The organism is Rossellomorea aquimaris (genome assembly GCF_003315075.1).
GTDB classification, from domain to species: domain Bacteria; phylum Bacillota; class Bacilli; order Bacillales; family Bacillaceae_B; genus Rossellomorea; species Rossellomorea aquimaris_C.
Genome location: NZ_QNRJ01000006.1, coordinates 216,464 through 231,793 on the forward strand (window position 1 = coordinate 216,464; position 15,330 = coordinate 231,793).

16 protein-coding genes and 1 pseudogene are annotated in these 15,330 nt (G+C 41.0%); 5 read left to right on the forward strand and 12 right to left on the reverse strand.

The window, feature by feature from the left end:
* Positions 1-56: 56 nt before the first annotated feature.
* The gene (locus DET59_RS10515; protein ID WP_113969625.1) at positions 57-860 is read left to right on the forward strand and encodes an alpha/beta fold hydrolase; all 804 of its coding nucleotides are present in this window, start codon (positions 57-59) and stop codon (positions 858-860) included.
* 321 nt (positions 861-1,181) lie between these two features.
* Here the strand turns inward: DET59_RS10515 and DET59_RS10520 are convergent, their stop codons facing one another.
* Positions 1,182-1,655, reverse strand: coding sequence for a GNAT family N-acetyltransferase (locus DET59_RS10520; protein ID WP_113969626.1), 474 nt, complete (start codon positions 1,653-1,655; stop codon positions 1,182-1,184).
* 19 nt (positions 1,656-1,674) lie between these two features.
* A complete protein-coding gene (locus tag DET59_RS10525; protein ID WP_113969627.1) occupies positions 1,675-2,340 on the reverse strand; it encodes an HAD family hydrolase in 666 nt (221 codons plus the stop codon).
* Between the two features lie 357 nt (positions 2,341-2,697).
* On the opposite strand from DET59_RS10525, the gene DET59_RS10530 reads away from it, so the two are divergent.
* A complete protein-coding gene (locus DET59_RS10530; RefSeq protein WP_113969628.1) occupies positions 2,698-5,730 on the forward strand; it encodes an efflux RND transporter permease subunit in 3,033 nt (1,010 codons plus the stop codon).
* Positions 5,731-5,946: 216 nt separating this feature from the next.
* Positions 5,947-6,897 carry a phospho-N-acetylmuramoyl-pentapeptide-transferase gene (gene mraY, locus DET59_RS10535; RefSeq protein ID WP_113969629.1) on the forward strand — a complete coding sequence of 317 codons (951 nt, stop codon included), beginning with the start codon at positions 5,947-5,949 and terminating at the stop codon, positions 6,895-6,897.
* A 67-nt stretch (positions 6,898-6,964) separates the two neighbouring features.
* On the opposite strand, the gene DET59_RS10540 is transcribed toward mraY, so the two are convergent.
* The 7 genes and pseudogenes from DET59_RS10540 to DET59_RS22245 all read right to left on the reverse strand — a co-directional run.
* The gene (locus tag DET59_RS10540; protein ID WP_113969630.1) at positions 6,965-7,807 is read right to left on the reverse strand and encodes an alpha/beta fold hydrolase; all 843 of its coding nucleotides are present in this window, start codon (positions 7,805-7,807) and stop codon (positions 6,965-6,967) included.
* An 800-nt stretch (positions 7,808-8,607) separates the two neighbouring features.
* Entirely contained in the window at positions 8,608-8,886 is a 279-nt protein-coding gene (locus tag DET59_RS10545; RefSeq protein WP_113969631.1) for a hypothetical protein, read from the reverse strand.
* A 125-nt stretch (positions 8,887-9,011) separates the two neighbouring features.
* The gene (locus DET59_RS10550; RefSeq protein WP_113969632.1) at positions 9,012-9,311 is read right to left on the reverse strand and encodes a hypothetical protein; all 300 of its coding nucleotides are present in this window, start codon (positions 9,309-9,311) and stop codon (positions 9,012-9,014) included.
* A 59-nt stretch (positions 9,312-9,370) separates the two neighbouring features.
* Entirely contained in the window at positions 9,371-9,895 is a 525-nt protein-coding gene (locus DET59_RS10555; protein ID WP_113969633.1) for a DinB family protein, read from the reverse strand.
* Positions 9,896-9,900: 5 nt separating this feature from the next.
* Positions 9,901-10,827 (reverse strand): GNAT family N-acetyltransferase, encoded by a 927-nt coding sequence (locus DET59_RS10560; protein ID WP_113969634.1) that lies wholly within the window; start codon positions 10,825-10,827, stop codon positions 9,901-9,903.
* 195 nt (positions 10,828-11,022) lie between these two features.
* The gene (locus DET59_RS10565; protein ID WP_113969635.1) at positions 11,023-12,270 is read right to left on the reverse strand and encodes a DUF4153 domain-containing protein; all 1,248 of its coding nucleotides are present in this window, start codon (positions 12,268-12,270) and stop codon (positions 11,023-11,025) included.
* Between the two features lie 42 nt (positions 12,271-12,312).
* Positions 12,313-12,397, reverse strand: a pseudogene (locus tag DET59_RS22245) (helix-turn-helix domain-containing protein); the annotation flags it as partial.
* Between the two features lie 195 nt (positions 12,398-12,592).
* Between DET59_RS22245 and DET59_RS10575 the strand changes: the two are divergent.
* Positions 12,593-13,162, forward strand: a complete 570-nt coding sequence (locus DET59_RS10575; RefSeq protein ID WP_113969636.1) for a dienelactone hydrolase family protein — start codon at positions 12,593-12,595, stop codon at positions 13,160-13,162.
* 146 nt (positions 13,163-13,308) lie between these two features.
* Positions 13,309-13,731, forward strand: a complete 423-nt coding sequence (locus DET59_RS10580) for a VOC family protein (RefSeq protein WP_113969637.1) — start codon at positions 13,309-13,311, stop codon at positions 13,729-13,731.
* A 155-nt stretch (positions 13,732-13,886) separates the two neighbouring features.
* Here the strand turns inward: DET59_RS10580 and DET59_RS10585 are convergent, their stop codons facing one another.
* The 3 genes from DET59_RS10585 to DET59_RS10595 all read right to left on the reverse strand — a co-directional run bounded on the left by DET59_RS10585 (position 13,887) and on the right by DET59_RS10595 (position 15,235).
* Complete coding sequence (locus DET59_RS10585; RefSeq protein ID WP_113969638.1) at positions 13,887-14,120, reverse strand: hypothetical protein; 234 nt, start codon at positions 14,118-14,120, stop codon at positions 13,887-13,889.
* A 244-nt stretch (positions 14,121-14,364) separates the two neighbouring features.
* Positions 14,365-14,931 (reverse strand): DUF2812 domain-containing protein, encoded by a 567-nt coding sequence (locus tag DET59_RS10590; protein ID WP_113969639.1) that lies wholly within the window; start codon positions 14,929-14,931, stop codon positions 14,365-14,367.
* Positions 14,918-15,235 carry a PadR family transcriptional regulator gene (locus DET59_RS10595; protein ID WP_113969640.1) on the reverse strand — a complete coding sequence of 106 codons (318 nt, stop codon included), beginning with the start codon at positions 15,233-15,235 and terminating at the stop codon, positions 14,918-14,920. The genes DET59_RS10590 and DET59_RS10595 overlap by 14 nt, the downstream gene beginning before the upstream one ends.
* Positions 15,236-15,330 lie beyond the last annotated feature (95 nt).

Genomic DNA, 15,330 nt, shown 5'->3' on the forward strand with positions numbered 1-15,330 from the left:
AGAAAATAACATATAATTCTTATAGATTAGAAGTTTAAACAAGAGGGGGAAAATACATGTCTATTCACCATAAAGTCATCGGAGAAGGTTTTCCCATTGTGATGATTCATGGGTGGACGCTTGACCACCAGGCGATGCTGCATGCAATGGAACCGAATTTCGAGAACAGAAGCGGTTGGAAAAGGATATACATAGACCTGCCGGGAATGGGGCTTTCCGAACCTCAACCATCCATTAAGAACTCGGATGATATGTTAGAAGCCGTTGTTGGGCTGCTGGATGAGCTGATCCCCGATCAACCGTTCATCGTGTGCGGGTATTCCTATGGGGGATACGTGGCAAGGGGAATCGTAGAGGCACGACATGACAAGATTTGCGGCTTAATGCTTCTGGCACCCATGATCATACCGGATTCTGACAAAAGAGAACTACCGGAGCAGGTCGTTTTGAAAAAGGATCCGAGCCTGCTATCAGATCTCTCTTCAGAGGAAGCGGATGCATTTTCCTCCATGGGAGTCGTTCTAGGTAAAACGGAATGGGAGAGGTTCCGGGACGACATACTGCTTCCTTCGAGCCAAACGAATGCTGAATTCGTAAACATGATCCGAGAGAATGGATATGGCTTCACCTTCGAACTTTCAGAGAAGCTTGACTATCCAACATTAATTGTAACTGGGCGGCAAGACCATGTAGTCGGATATCAGGATGCCTGGCAACTGATAGAGTATTATCCAAGGGCAACGTTTGCTGTGCTTGATATGGCGGGTCATAATGTACAAATCGAGCAAGTCGATGTATTCAATTCTCTAGTGCATAACTGGCTGGACAAACTTGAAACTGAAATCATCGTACACTCTTAACTATTCTTAAGTAAAAGGACCATTTAAACGTGGTCCTTTTACTCTCTTTGCCCGGTCTCATTATCATTTTATGACTACAAAGATTTCGTCATGCCGAACCATCATCTTCGGTCGTTTTTTTCAGTACGCGTATTTTTTAATAGAATGTTAGACATTTGTTAATTTGCTCCTGCGCCTAAAATACTTGTCTCAATTCAATCTGACCTTCCCCATGCATTCTGTTTCAAGAAACTTTGTCGTATTGAAGTGTTTGTACATCTCTGTTCCATTCAGGATATGGACCGCTCTATTCTGAATCACATTGACACCTCCCTTACACATTCATTCGATCATTTTTACAAACAAGATTCTATCTTGATTCAGTCCATCATAATTGGAAAATACCGATACTCCATCCACATCTTTATCGCCTTGTTCCACTTCAAACCCCATCTTAGTATGATAAGCGATCGAACCCTTATTGACCGGGGAAGTGACAGCACGGACTACACCTCTATTATGCATTTGAACCGACATGAAGAACTCCTCATACAGTCGCTTCCCAATCTGTCTTTTCCGGTATTCAGGATTAACCCCGACAAAGTGGATATATGCTGAATTCTCATCCGACTGAGACAGGAATCCAATTAAAAAGCCCACTATCTCTCCATCATGTTCAGCTATAAAACTAGTATCTTTAAAATGTACGAAGAATAACTTAGGTAGCATATCCGACATCTGTCTTCCACCCCACCATTCGTTAATCAATGGGGAAATGACACCATAATCAGAACTTCTGACATTCCTAATTTGCATAGAGACCCCCCTTTCCCAATTATATTTTTTGTGCTTTTGCAGGAAATAGTTTTTTTAATTCCAATAAATCCTCAATGATCATATCAGCCTTAGCAAGCTCCTCTTCCTGGGCAAAATCAAAACGGCATCCAACTGCCACCAGACCATTGTCCTTTGCCGCATGGATATCCGATAGCCGGTCCCCTACGACTGCTCCTCTCGAAATCTCGTATGTATCAACAATATGCCGGACCAAATCTGATTTATTCATAGATTCAATATGCTGAATACTGAATACCCCTGACACCCATTCATCCAAGCCATAATAACCGACAATGGCGTTTAAGTATTCTATTAATCCGTTACTGGCTATGTATATGCTGAATCCATTTCCTTTTAAATGGCTGAATACCTCCTGAACATGAGGATATAGGGCACCTTTTCCCTTCCTTATATTTTGAATTAACCTCTCTAGAAAATAAACATCGGTCTGTTCTCTATCTTCTAGAGAATGGTCGGGAAGTAATGTTTCCCATACCTTTGGCAAAGGCACACCCATGATCTCCCGGTATTTTTCAATCGGCGTTTCAGCATCCCACTGATTTTGTGTTCGTAACCGTTCAAAGGTATCATCCAGAGAAGTTTCTAGTATTTTATCTGTTTGAAAGAGTGTTCCATCCATATCAAAAATGAGTGATTGTGTCATGATTATTGTTCCTTTCCTTCAATCCATTAAATTCCAATTATTCCAAAAACTCTCCCAATAAACAATCGATTTGTAAATCTTTTATCTACATAAAAATTCGCTATTCCCACTTATTACCATTCATATAATACTATATTGTGACAGGAATATTTTTACACAGAGCAGGTCCTTACATGAAATTTTACAAGTTTTTAAGAATAACACGGACTGCTCTACCGTAAAATGAATTTTGTGACAAGACGAAATCCACCTCAAGACCTAGGCTAATATTAGCCTAGAGGTGGCTGTGATGCCGTTCGTATTACAGTATCTTTAAAAAGAAGGTTAAAAGACAAATCAGTATTAGGGGGGAAACACATGCAAGCTTTAACCAATTGGGTATTCCGCAATAAGGCAGCCATGACACTATTTATCATCATTACATTGCTTCTCGGCATCATCAGTTATTTCCGTCTGCCTATGGAATTCCTGCCTGAAGCGGATAATCCGCAAGTGACAGTCGTCACCCTGGGTCAGGGGTATGACGCCGGCTCCATGACAACGAACATCACAGAGCCTGTGGAACAGGCTGTGACATCGATTTCAGGAAAAACATCGATTCTGTCCACGACCGGGGAAGGATATTCCCAGGTGACCATCAACTTTGATTCAAAAAGTGATATGAAGGAAGCCAAAAACAAGGTCGAAGAAGCGATCAAAGGAATCCAGCTTCCTGATGGATTCGGGCAACCGCAAATCTCTCAGTTGAATACGTCCATGATTCCGATTAGTCAAGTCTCGGTGACATTTGATGACGGCTTGACCAAAAAGAACCTTGACCTCGTCAATGATGAGTTCAAGCCGCTCTTTGAAAATAAGGGCTCCCTGTCTCAGGTAAGCATTGCTGGAGAAAACAGCCCACGGGTCCAAATCAATCTTGATCATGACAAACTGGAAAAGTTACATATCCCGGTCAACGCAGTGATGGGCGTGTTGCAAGGTCAGGATGTTTCCGCCTCTGCCGGGAGCACGACGATTGACGGTCAGAAGAGTACCATCAACGTCACGGACAATCTGACTTCCGTCGATGCGTTGAAGAACTTGCCGGTACCTTTACAAGTCCCGAATGCTCCTGTCGTTCAATTGAAAGACATCGCCACCATTGAAAAAGTGAAACCCGAAAACACCATCACCCGTGTCAACGGGAAAGAAGCCTTGGCATTCGTCCTCTTTAAAGAGAGCGATGCCAGTGCCGTTACCGCCGGAGACGATGTTAAAGAAACAGTCGATCAAATCAATAAGGACTATGACGGTGTAGAAGCAACGGCACTGTTTACTACTGGTGATATGGTGGAGAACTCAGTGAACAGCATGGTTCGCGAAGTGGCACTGGGTGCTCTTTTCGCAACGCTTGTCATTCTCTTATTCCTAAGAAAATTCAAGCCAACCCTGATCACCGTCGTTTCCATTCCATTATCGCTCTGTATCACGCTATTCCTGCTCTGGTTATCCGGAGTCACCTTGAACATCCTTACATTGGGAGGAGTCGCAGTAGCGGTCGGTCGACTCGTTGATGACAGCATCGTTGTCGTCGAGAATATTTTCAGGCGAAGCCAAAATGAAAAACTGACCAAACAGAATGTACTGCTCGCGACAAAGGAAGTTTCCCGTGCGATTACGTCTTCCACTCTCATCACAGTGGCTGTATTCCTGCCGATGGGACTCGTCAACGGATCGTTGAAAGCATTCCTGCTTCCGTTCGGTTTGACTGTTACGTATTCATTGCTCGCATCACTGCTTGTAGCCGTTACGGTCGTGCCATTATTAAGCCGAGGAATGTTGAAAAATACAACCTTGCCAAAACACAACACGCCGCACCGCTATGTGAATGTGCTGCGTTGGTCACTCAATCACAAATGGATTCCCATCCTGTTGGCCATTCTTGTATTCGGGGGATCCACCGCTCTTTATATCACGTTACCGAAAGCTGCTACGAGTGCAAATGACGCCTCTTTTGTTGCTGTCACCATGGAGTTCCCGAGTGATACACCAGAAGAGACAATCAAAGACCGCACGATGAAATTCGAAGATACATTATCAAGTTTTGAAGGATACGATTACCTGATCTCTCAGTACGGTGCAAGTGAAGAAAACGCCGAATACGGAGCCGTGAGTGATCCAAACACAGCGGTGTATACCGTCATCATGAAAGAAGGATCCGATGCAGAATCCTTCATCGAAGAAGTGAATGAAACGAAGAAGGATGAAAAAGGTGTGACGATTACAGCTTCACCATCGTCCATCTTCGGAGGCTCATCCAACTCAAGCATCACCTATGATGTCGTCGGAAATGACACCAATGAACTTCTGACTACATCCAAAACCATCATGGATAAGATCAAAGATGTAGACGGAGCGAAGAAAGTCTCAAGCAACCAGGAGAAAACGTCACCTGTCTTCACAGTGAACGTCAACACGGAGAAAGCAAATGCACAGCAAACCGCCATGCAAATCCGTTCCTTATTGAATCCGCAGCCGATCGGAGCCATCAATCTGGATGATGTAACGACACCTGTATTCCTGGACGCAGGCCTCAATCCTGAATCAACGTCAGATTTGAAAGACTTGACGATTGCCACAAACTCAGGCATCCAGCCTCTTGCGGAAGTGGCATCCATCACGGAAGAAGAAAAACCAAGTACCGTCCTGCATAAAGATGGTGATTTATATGTTCGAATTACGGCAGAGGTAAAACCTGAAGAGCTTTCGGTCATTTCGAAGAATATCGGTACCGAAATCAAGGATATCGACCTACCAAAAGGGGTTTCCCTGGATACCGGCGGCGCCGCTGCCCAGCAGGCCGACGACTTCAAGGACCTTGGCATGACGATGCTTGCTTCCATCATGATCGTCTATCTGATCATGGTCCTGACCTTTAAAACGTTGAAAGCACCACTCGCGATTCTGATCACGCTTCCACTCGCCTCAATCGGCGCCGTCCTCGGACTGCTGATTGCTAGGGTCCCTGCAGACGCAACGGCGCTTATCGGAGCATTGATGCTGATTGGTATTGTTGTGACGAACGCCATCGTCCTGATTGACCGCGTGAAGCAGAATGAGGAAACGATGATCATTCGTGACGCGATTTTAGAAGCATGCGGCACTCGCCTTCGTCCAGTCGTCATGACGGCCATCGCCACGATCTGTGCCATGCTTCCGCTTCTCTTCGGTCACACAGAAGACGGAAGTCTCGTATCGAAATCCCTTGCTGTTGTCGTCATCGGCGGTCTTGCCGGTGCCACGGTTCTGACGCTTGTGGTCGTTCCTGTGTTTTATGAATTGCTGTATTTCAGGAAGTCGAAGCGCGAGCGTGCTCAGCAGTTGGAAGGTGAGGAGAAAGTGGCTCAGTAGATGAAAGTAAAATAGAATGAAACAGGTGCTTGTCCTCTTGGGGATAAGCACCTGTTTTTCTTTACATGGTTGATTAGTTTATTCAGCTGCTGAACCCAACGACCCTACGAAATGCATCCATTTACAAATCTCTGTAAATGACAAAATGATTAAAGGAAATCCATCCTCTGCATAGAACATATCTAATAGAAAGTTTATAAAAGGAGAAGATACGAAATGATCGATCAACTCATACCAGCAGTCATTGCTTTTATACTAGTCTCAGTCCTATCTCCACAATTCATTGCTCTCTTAAGAAGATTAAATCTCCTGCAGCCGATACGAAAAGAGCTTCCTTCCAATCATCAAATAAAAAAGGGTACACCGTTAATGTTTGGAATCATTCTCTTTATCGGAATCATCGTATCCTTATTTTTTTCACCTACGCCCCTGATGTTTTTCTTGGCCATTACCTACATTCTTTTCAGCTTCATTGGCTTTTTGGATGATTTTTGGAAAGCGTCACGTCAAGATCCCGGCGGTGTATCAAGTAGAACGAAGCTTATCTTCCAATTTCTATTTACCGGTACCCTGCTTTACTACCTGATGAATGCACAAGGGATTGATACGACCATCGGTATCTATCAAGATTTCTCTATTGATCTTCCAATGGCCTTATATCTCATCGTAATTACCTTATTCGTCGTGGCCTCTGCCAATGCGATTAATTTTACTGACGGCTTGGACGGTCTATTAGGAGTGGTCGCGATCCCTACCTATTTTTTCTTTTTTATGATTTCGGACAGTAGTGAGGTCCAGCTTTTTTGTTTAGTCATGATCGGATGCTTGCTCGGCTTTCTCATCTATAATATCTTTCCTGCCCGGGCTTTTATGGGGGATACAGGATCATTGGCGATAGGGGGCTCCCTTTCATTTCTTGCCGTTATTGAAAAAGTGGAGATTCTCATTCCCCTCCTATTCTTTATCTACTTTGCTGAACAACTTTCGGTCATTCTACAGGTGGCTTCATTTAAATCGAGGGGTAAGCGAATCTTCAGAATGACTCCGATTCATTATCATTACGGGTTAAAATATGGATGGGGTGAAACGACCATTGTGACCGCCTTTGGATTTGTTTCGTGGATATGTACGTTTATCTGTTTCGCGTATTGGAAGTTTGTTCTCTAGCCGCATGATAAAAGGACAAAGGAGCTTCAGTAGTTTGAAGCTCCTTTGTCCTTTAGATTTATTCCCTTCAGACCAAATGAAAAGAGTCTTTCACCATCCCGCTGAACTTTTCTTGTTCTTCTAAATGAGGTGAATGGTTACTATTTTCAAAGATATAAAATGTTGAATTGGGAACAAGATTGAAAATCTCTTCTGAATATACAAATGGGCATTGAGAGTCGTGTTTTCCACAAAAAACGATGGTCGGGGTATTAATTTTCGAAATGTCCTCTCTGATATCATACGTTGGCAGTTCGTTAGAAGCATAATACTCTAAACGTTTTTGAACCACTTTTCCACTGCTTGGCTTAGAAAAGTATTCATCAAATCTGCTTGGGTCATTCAACGACATTTTCGTCCATTCCCTGCCTGCTTGTACCCGTTCTTCTTTTGTTGCATCATCGGATTTCAGGATGGAAAATACCTCTTTCAATCGATTGTTATTAGGATTTTCATCACAATAAATACTTTCCTGATCGTTCACATACTCATTTGTAGCTGAAGCCCCACCTACAATTAATCGATTTAGAGAATCGGGATGACCAGCAGCATAAACCAGCCCTAACATTCCACCTGTGGAATGGCCGGCAAAGTTCCAGCTGTCATATCCTAAAGCTGATCGGATGGATTCCAGATCCTTGCTGGTTTCACTCATACTTAGCTCTTCCTCATCTTGAATCTCAGTGGATTTCCCCGTTTCTTTCAAGTTGACCAGGTACACTTTAAAATCTTCCACAAACCGGTCAGCGAAATGGTAGCCTCGCTTGTTAAACTCGCTATATAGATGAGTCACACATAATGGTTCCCCATGTCCCGCCTCAAAGATTTCGAAATCCCCTCGATCTGTTTGGATCAGCTTTTGTTGCCACATACTTTCTCCCCCACTCTGTTTTGTCTGTATCGTTAATTTAGATTTATTGGGTATTTTTTCTTAAACACTACTACCTATTAGACGGGAGCCAAAAGAGAATAGTTTCAATTATTCTGTTAACTTTCGTTTTAATCCATTTGAAACGGTACAGCTGCAGATCATTATCTATTGCTGTTTGTTATAATCTCTTCCTTTAGAACCTCTGCAACATCTGTTTGAGCCGATTCATGAAGCACCGTTTAAGTATTTTATACTTCTAATAGAAGACACAGCTTTCGAAGAAGCAGGATAATTATGAGGAGAAAAATGAATGAAGAAAGATTCAGGAGTTTCATTTCAGATTCGAGAGAAAACCACGGGGCGGGCAGGTTGGGTCATGCTATTTATTGTACCAACGTACCTGCCCGCCTTGGCTTGATGAATTTCTATACTTATGAAATAAGTTGATTTAGAGCAGCCCCAAATAAGATATAGAACTTTATTTGAGTAAAACTCTTATACTTCTAACGAAAACTTATATGATCTGCAAGCAAATGTATTAATCCCTCAGCTGTCTCTTTTTTACTACTATACTTTATTGGTAATTGAAATGTAGAAACAATAAAATGTTCTGATTCTTCACCATAGAGCGAACCTGTTTTATTAGCAACCACCAATTCCGCTTTGGAAGTCCTCATTCTAAGCTTTGCCCTTTCGAACAAGTACTCATGATCATCTGTATGCTCTAACTTAAATCCGACAAGTAAACAGGACCTTTTTTCCTTTTAATAGACTCATATATTCACCTTCTGCATTCTTCCTTATTGGTATCTAATCTTCCTATAAACTCCGACTCCCAGGTAATATAAGAGACCAATCCCCATTATGATTACTCCATAGACCATAAATCCCAATCCTTCAAATCCTCTGATAAAGACAATTCCTATTACAAAGGATATATAACCTATTGTTGATATGGATAAGGGGATAATGAATCCTCTTTTATTTTTGGCCATGAAGAAATGAATAAAACTCAAAATCAAAATGGCAGCCAGGACTGATACAGCAATTACTGCATCTCCATAATACTTCCACCACATGAAAATCTACCCCCTTTCGTATTATCTTTCGACTGTTACCAAGTAAAGGTTGTGTCACGTATATACCTCTTTCAGTTAATTAAAAAGATCATCATCTTTGTACGAGGTGATGGGAAGTCTAATTTTTAATGATTGGATTTGTTTGTTATGGCTAATAACACCTCGTATACGTAAGCCTCATCAGCCCCTCTTCTCACTTCATCCCCAATCAATGAATAGAGAATTGAGTCCTCTAATTCTCTGGCCACTTCTCTTTGCTCATACAAAGTCTCGAATATGTCACGGAACGTTACCACTTTTGTTTCAGTTGTAACGTTTTTATTCTGTTCAAACATATACAGTTTTGCGTGAGCTATTATATCCGAGATATTTGCCAATAGGACGATGAAAATGACCACACCTAGTATGATACTGATTTTCCTCAAAGATATGCTCCCCCTCATACCCTAAATCAATCCTGAATAATGTGATTCTGTTTTATTGTTTAACGTTCAGAACTCAAATACCGCTCCTTAATCAACCTTCGATGATGATTTTCATGCCCGGCAATAATGTACGCAATCGCACGGGCTGTCACTTCTGAACCGTTTGCGTTTCCACGCCGGCGCAACGATTCTTCATCCATGCTGCTTAGAAGAAGAATGGTGTGTTGGCGGACAAGAGCTTGATGATGTAAAAGGTCCGATAATGAAAAGCGATTGAACTGCCCTCTTTTCACATACTCATCATCATTATATCCAGGAAGCATTTCCTGTTCTCCCCTGCCGATACTGAGAAGGCGGTAGCACATAATGCGCTCCGTATCGGTTATGTGGCCGATGACTTCCTTGATGGTCCATTTTCCCGGAGCATACTTAAATTCTGCCGTTTCCTCACTTAAGTCTTTCAACAGTTTCTTGGTTTTCTTTTGTTGATCATCAAGAATCTGGAGCAGGTCTCCATCTGGGACATTGTTTACATATTCCTTATAATATGGGGGATATTCGTTTGTTTCTGGCTTCTTCAACATAGCTTCTACTCCTTTACACATGCTAAATGCATATCAATGATCGATTTACTTCTAAGAAACCCAAGATCTTCATAAAGTTTAATCGCTGAATTATCCTTAATGACAGATAAGCGGGTAGCCGGATACCCTGCACTCGAAGAATGGATCGAATGGGTTAACAAATATCGTCCAAGCCCCCTCTGTTGGTGATCAGGGTCCACGACTAAACTCATGATAAGAGGATAGTCTTCAAATTCCATGTGCAGACAGACACCCACAATGTTGTTAGTGCGATGATCGATCACAACTCTTGAACACTCATCCATGATTTTATTATGTTTATGTTGATTGATAAATTCGTTTACGTGGAGAAGATAATCCTCTTTCGTTCCGATTTGCTTATACGCCGGATTGGCTCTATAGGCTTTCATGAGTAAACATGCGATATCATTCGCATCTCCACGTGAAACAGCCCTTGAACTATACCCTTCAGGGAGAATGGCCTTCATTGGTTCCGTCGGACGGATCATCCATACATTCACTTCATGAATCTTGCATCCTAGTTGTTTATACGCTGCCACATCTTCTTCTACCACTTCTCTTACAATGATTTTATCTTCAGTAGTCGATATCTTTTTAACATAGTTTAATAGCTTCTGGACCAACCCTTCATAATCCTTATAGGGTGGCACAACAAATAAATCCGACATGAAATTAGGTTTTAGAAATGCACCGCCAATAATGGTATCGCCATCCATGATGAAATATCCGCAGTCAAAAATGGATGCGACTTCTATTAACGACTCAGAGGACCTTCTAAAATAGGAATCTGCATTTTTTTGTCCATGATAAATGGAATAGTACCGTATGTATTCTTTGGGTTCTTGATAAACTAATCTTAATCCGTCTTCTAGTTTAATAAGTTGTTTCAAAGATTGACCTTGCTCACTCATGTTTTTCGCCCTTTCTCTTCAGCTCTACTCTGACCCTTTAACTTAATACCAATTATTTCAAATTCAAACGGGTTACTCAAGTAAATGGTCGAAAAAAATGATGAAAGTTCCCTATCTAGATAACAAAAAGAACATTGGGGGTATAAGCTCTTCCCAATGTTCTTTATCTTCAATTAACCTGCCTTATCGTATTTTCTAATTAAAAAGTAAAGGAAAAGTAAATATTACGAAAGCCGCCCAAAGTCCGTAGACCGGCAAATACTTAGTAACGGAATCTTGGATGGTTGAAGGTCCGGATTTGTTTTGTAGAAAACGCATATAGGAGAACATAATCCAAATTAGATTTGCCCAGATAAGGATGTTTACACCTAAAACAGCAAGTCTGTTTGGAGTAATCCCATAAGAAGAAAGTCTGAACACGATGGCTGACAATGCCACACTGTCAATGATAAGGGCAAGAACAATCAGGGCAAAATTTATATAGTCTGAAATGGTTTTTTTCTCATCTGAGTCGCTTTCGGTAATGGAAAATATGGTAACGACCAATACACCAAGGAGTATTCCGTTGAAGGCTATCAGGAAATTACGGTCCAAGAATGGATTTTTTCCGAGCCATATAACCGCAATAAGATAGACCAACAATGTGATCAGGACAAGAGGGCTAAAAATTTTAGCTAGATAGGGTGTAATATTCTTAGCAAGTTTAAGGTTCATTGATACCAGGTAGGCAGCCACAATAGCGAGAGAGGAAGCACCAAATAAAACGACATTGCTAAAATAAAATTCCTCTATTTGCAAGCCGATAAAGCTGAATAACTGCATGGTTAATGCCGCCAGTACCATTCCACTCACAGCCATGCTGGCGTAGAGAATACTAAATTCCAAATTAAATTTGATATAGGCTAATCTAGTACTACCTTTTGAATACTCATTTCCTGTAAATGCAATCCCTAACACGATCCATAAGAATATGGGCATGTGTAAATAAGTAAGGATAATACTGTCTTTATCATTTAAAGGCAGCATATTAAGATAAACCCCGGAAATCAGGAACAACCCTACAAGGGAATAAACAACACTTTTTTTCGGGGTATTTTTGTAAACAAAATAGGTAGCAATAAAAGGAATGATACCAAAGGCGAGGTTAATTGGAGCAATCACTTCCTGTTCGACAAAATGAAAAATGATCCTGGTCAATATCCCTGCCATAATGGCTAAAATGCCCATGAATATAAAATCTTTTTGAACCTTGGAAGATTTTTCTGTATTTGCTGCCTCTTTATAATTCAATCTTTCATACCAAACGCCAAGGACCTGAGAATCAGGATTGTGTTCCCATGCCTGTAAGAAGGAATTTTTAAAAGCTTTTGGGTCTTTTCTATATATTCTCTCCAGTTCATGAGGATTGGTCATGTTTTCAATAATCACGTTGTTAAATTCCATCGTAATACCTCCCCTAATAATTAATAATTACCTCCAAACTGTTTAACTGTCTTCGTCATTTTTGTATTCCAAAATATCCAAGCTGACACTCTAAAGCCTTACAAATTGCTTCCAAGGTGGATAATTTATTCTGTTATTGATTTTAATATAATATTTATTGTTTTACAATAAATATTTATTAATTTTTAAAATAATTTTATTGTTATTAATAAAAATTAATAACAATACCTAAATCTGCTCTGGCAGGTCAAACAGGTTTTTTGTCGAAACTTATACATGAGACATGAGACGTATGAAATTCACTAAATTGGGGGGGAACATGATGGCAGAAGTTTTGTTGTTACACCATGTTTTAGGCAGAACAAAGGGGATTGAAGCAATCGCCGATCAACTGAGAGATGCGGGGCATACTGTGCATGTGCCAGATTTATTTGAAGGCCGCATATTTTCCTCATTGGAAGAAGGTTTAGGATTTGTTAAGGAAATCGGGTTTAAAGAAGTGACGGCGCGTGGCGTTCGGGCAGCCGGCGACCTTCCACGTGATGTCGTTTATGCTGGTTTTTCACTCGGTGTCCCCGCAGCACAGCAGCTCTCTCAAACTCGTGAAGGCGCAAGAGGCGCACTGTTTTTTCATGCCTGCCTCTCGACCTCGGAGTTCGAATCTCAGTGGCCTGACGACTTGCCTGTGCAAATTCATGCCATGAGTGAAGATCCTTTCTTTGTAGAAGACGGTGATATCAACGCGGCCCGTGAACTTGTGGCATCGACCAATCACGCTGAACTTTTTCTATACGAGGGCAAGGAACACCTCTTTACCGATAGCAGTATGCCTTCTTACGATGCTGACGCGACGAAGCTTGTGATCAAGCGGGTTCTCGAGTTTCTCGCATAGCTGTATCTTGGTCAATCACAGGGTCCATTTTAAAGGATTTTCCAAGAAGGATTTAAATCGTTAAGGTTCAATTCCTTTGAAGCACGGAGACGGTTCTGTGCTTCCTTTTTGATTTAAAGGAAGCAATAAACAAGGAGGAACGAACAATGAAACCAAGAATTACCGTATTAACTCTCGGAGTAGATGATCTGGAAAAATCACTGGAATTTTATCAAAACGGTCTACATCTTCCAACTGAAGGGATAGTTGGGAAGGAATTTGAGAATGGCGCCGTGGCTTTCTTCGATCTGCAAAATGGAGTCAAACTCGCCATCTGGGAACGAAAAAGTTTAGCGAAAGAAGCCAATGTCCCCCTCTCTCCCAGGAGTCCTTCTGAATTCACAATCGGACATAATGTAAGCAGTAGAGCGGAAGTGGATCAGGTGATGCGGGAGGCTGAAACAGCCGGGGCAACAATCACTGATCCAGCGAAGGATACATTTTGGGGAGGATATTCTGGTCACTTCCTGGATTTAGACGGACATTTATGGGAAGTAGTTTGGAATCCACATTGGGAATTAGAGCAGTAAAGATGCTTGGTAAAACCAGCTCAATATTATTGTGCTGGTTTTTTCTTTCTATTCTAACTAAAAGGAGTTTGACATGTATCACATTTTCGCATGATTAAACACCTTTATAGTAGAAGTTCGTTGTTGATTATTTTGCTCTTGTTATCCTTCAAAAATTAATTATTAAGATCTTCTGCTATCTTCCGGAAGAACCCAGGCACGGGGACACCACTATCCATAAAATACAGCTCACTTACAATGAGAAAGAACAGTGAAAATACAATAGCAATAACAATAAAAACGGTCCATACTTTGCTATCTTTAAATTTTCTTTCATTATGTTTCTTCTTTCTGTATAAGCTTTGCGCCATTCGCATCCGTTGGTTTTTATCTTGTTTGTGAGCATTCATAGGTTTCATTCCCTCCCTACTAACAATCCCTTTCAAGGATTAAGAATTTCGACAAGAATGATTCACATTACCAGTGCTTTCCTACTGAAAAATGAAAAACACTTTTCACCATGCTCCATCTTAATTCTAACTACAAAACGGCCTTTTATAGACTTAATACCAATTATTCCAAAATAAACCAGAATACTCAAGGGGAATTTCAGATAAAAGGGACTTACCCTATTCTGGATAAGCCCCCTTCCCTCTATTGCTCTTTCAATATTGAATACTTTCGATAAGCCTTATAATAACTCCCGGCCAATAAAACTACCATAAAGGCCGGAAACAATTTCAAAAGGACAAATGGAGTTTCAAATAAGAATGCTTTCCAAAATAATGCACTCTCCATACTCCAAAGACCTTCATGGTATAATCCCGGATCCCTGTAGTAGCTAAAAGAATAAATCAGAAAAATCATACCAAACCAAAAGGAATAGCCCATGATTCGTTTATAATAATGACTCTTTGACTCTCGGTCAGAGAAGATTTCATTCTGGCCATCATTTTCTTTTTGCCAATACCGTATTCCACTCAGCCAGTACCCCTTCAGGTAGTTCCAACCGAAATCCTCATAGATCCCTTTGTATTCCTCGAACTTTTTCTTGGATAAATAATCTTGATAGTCCAGTCGCATCACAAATCTCTTGTCTGTTTTTTCGAAGGTGTATATTCCCAGCCCACTAATGTTTGTGCAGAGATAGCCTTTTTGTAATTGCTCGTTCAGCCAATGCTCTTCTTTTTCAATACTTATGAAAAATTTAAACTTCTTCATTCGCTTCACTTCCTTCATACAAGGATAAAAGATGCAAGAGCCTTTCTTGCTCCATTTTCAAAATAGCGCTTCCTTCTGAAGTTATACTGTAAATTTTTCTCCGGCCTGAATGTCCAACAGGTTCAATCCACCCGTGTTTATTCAAGTTTTCAATCGCACCGTATAATGTCCCGGCCGCTAACAGAACGGTCCCATTACTCATTTCTTCAATCTTCTGCATGGCAGCATAGCCGTGGAGTGGCTCACGCAGAGCTAATAAAATGTAATGCATGGTTTCAGACAACGGCAATAATTTATGTTTCATGTTCTCACCCTTTTATTCAGTTCAACTATATAGTTCAGCTTAATAATAATTTATTACAGTTCAACTGAATAGTCAACCGTATTTTCAAATTTCAA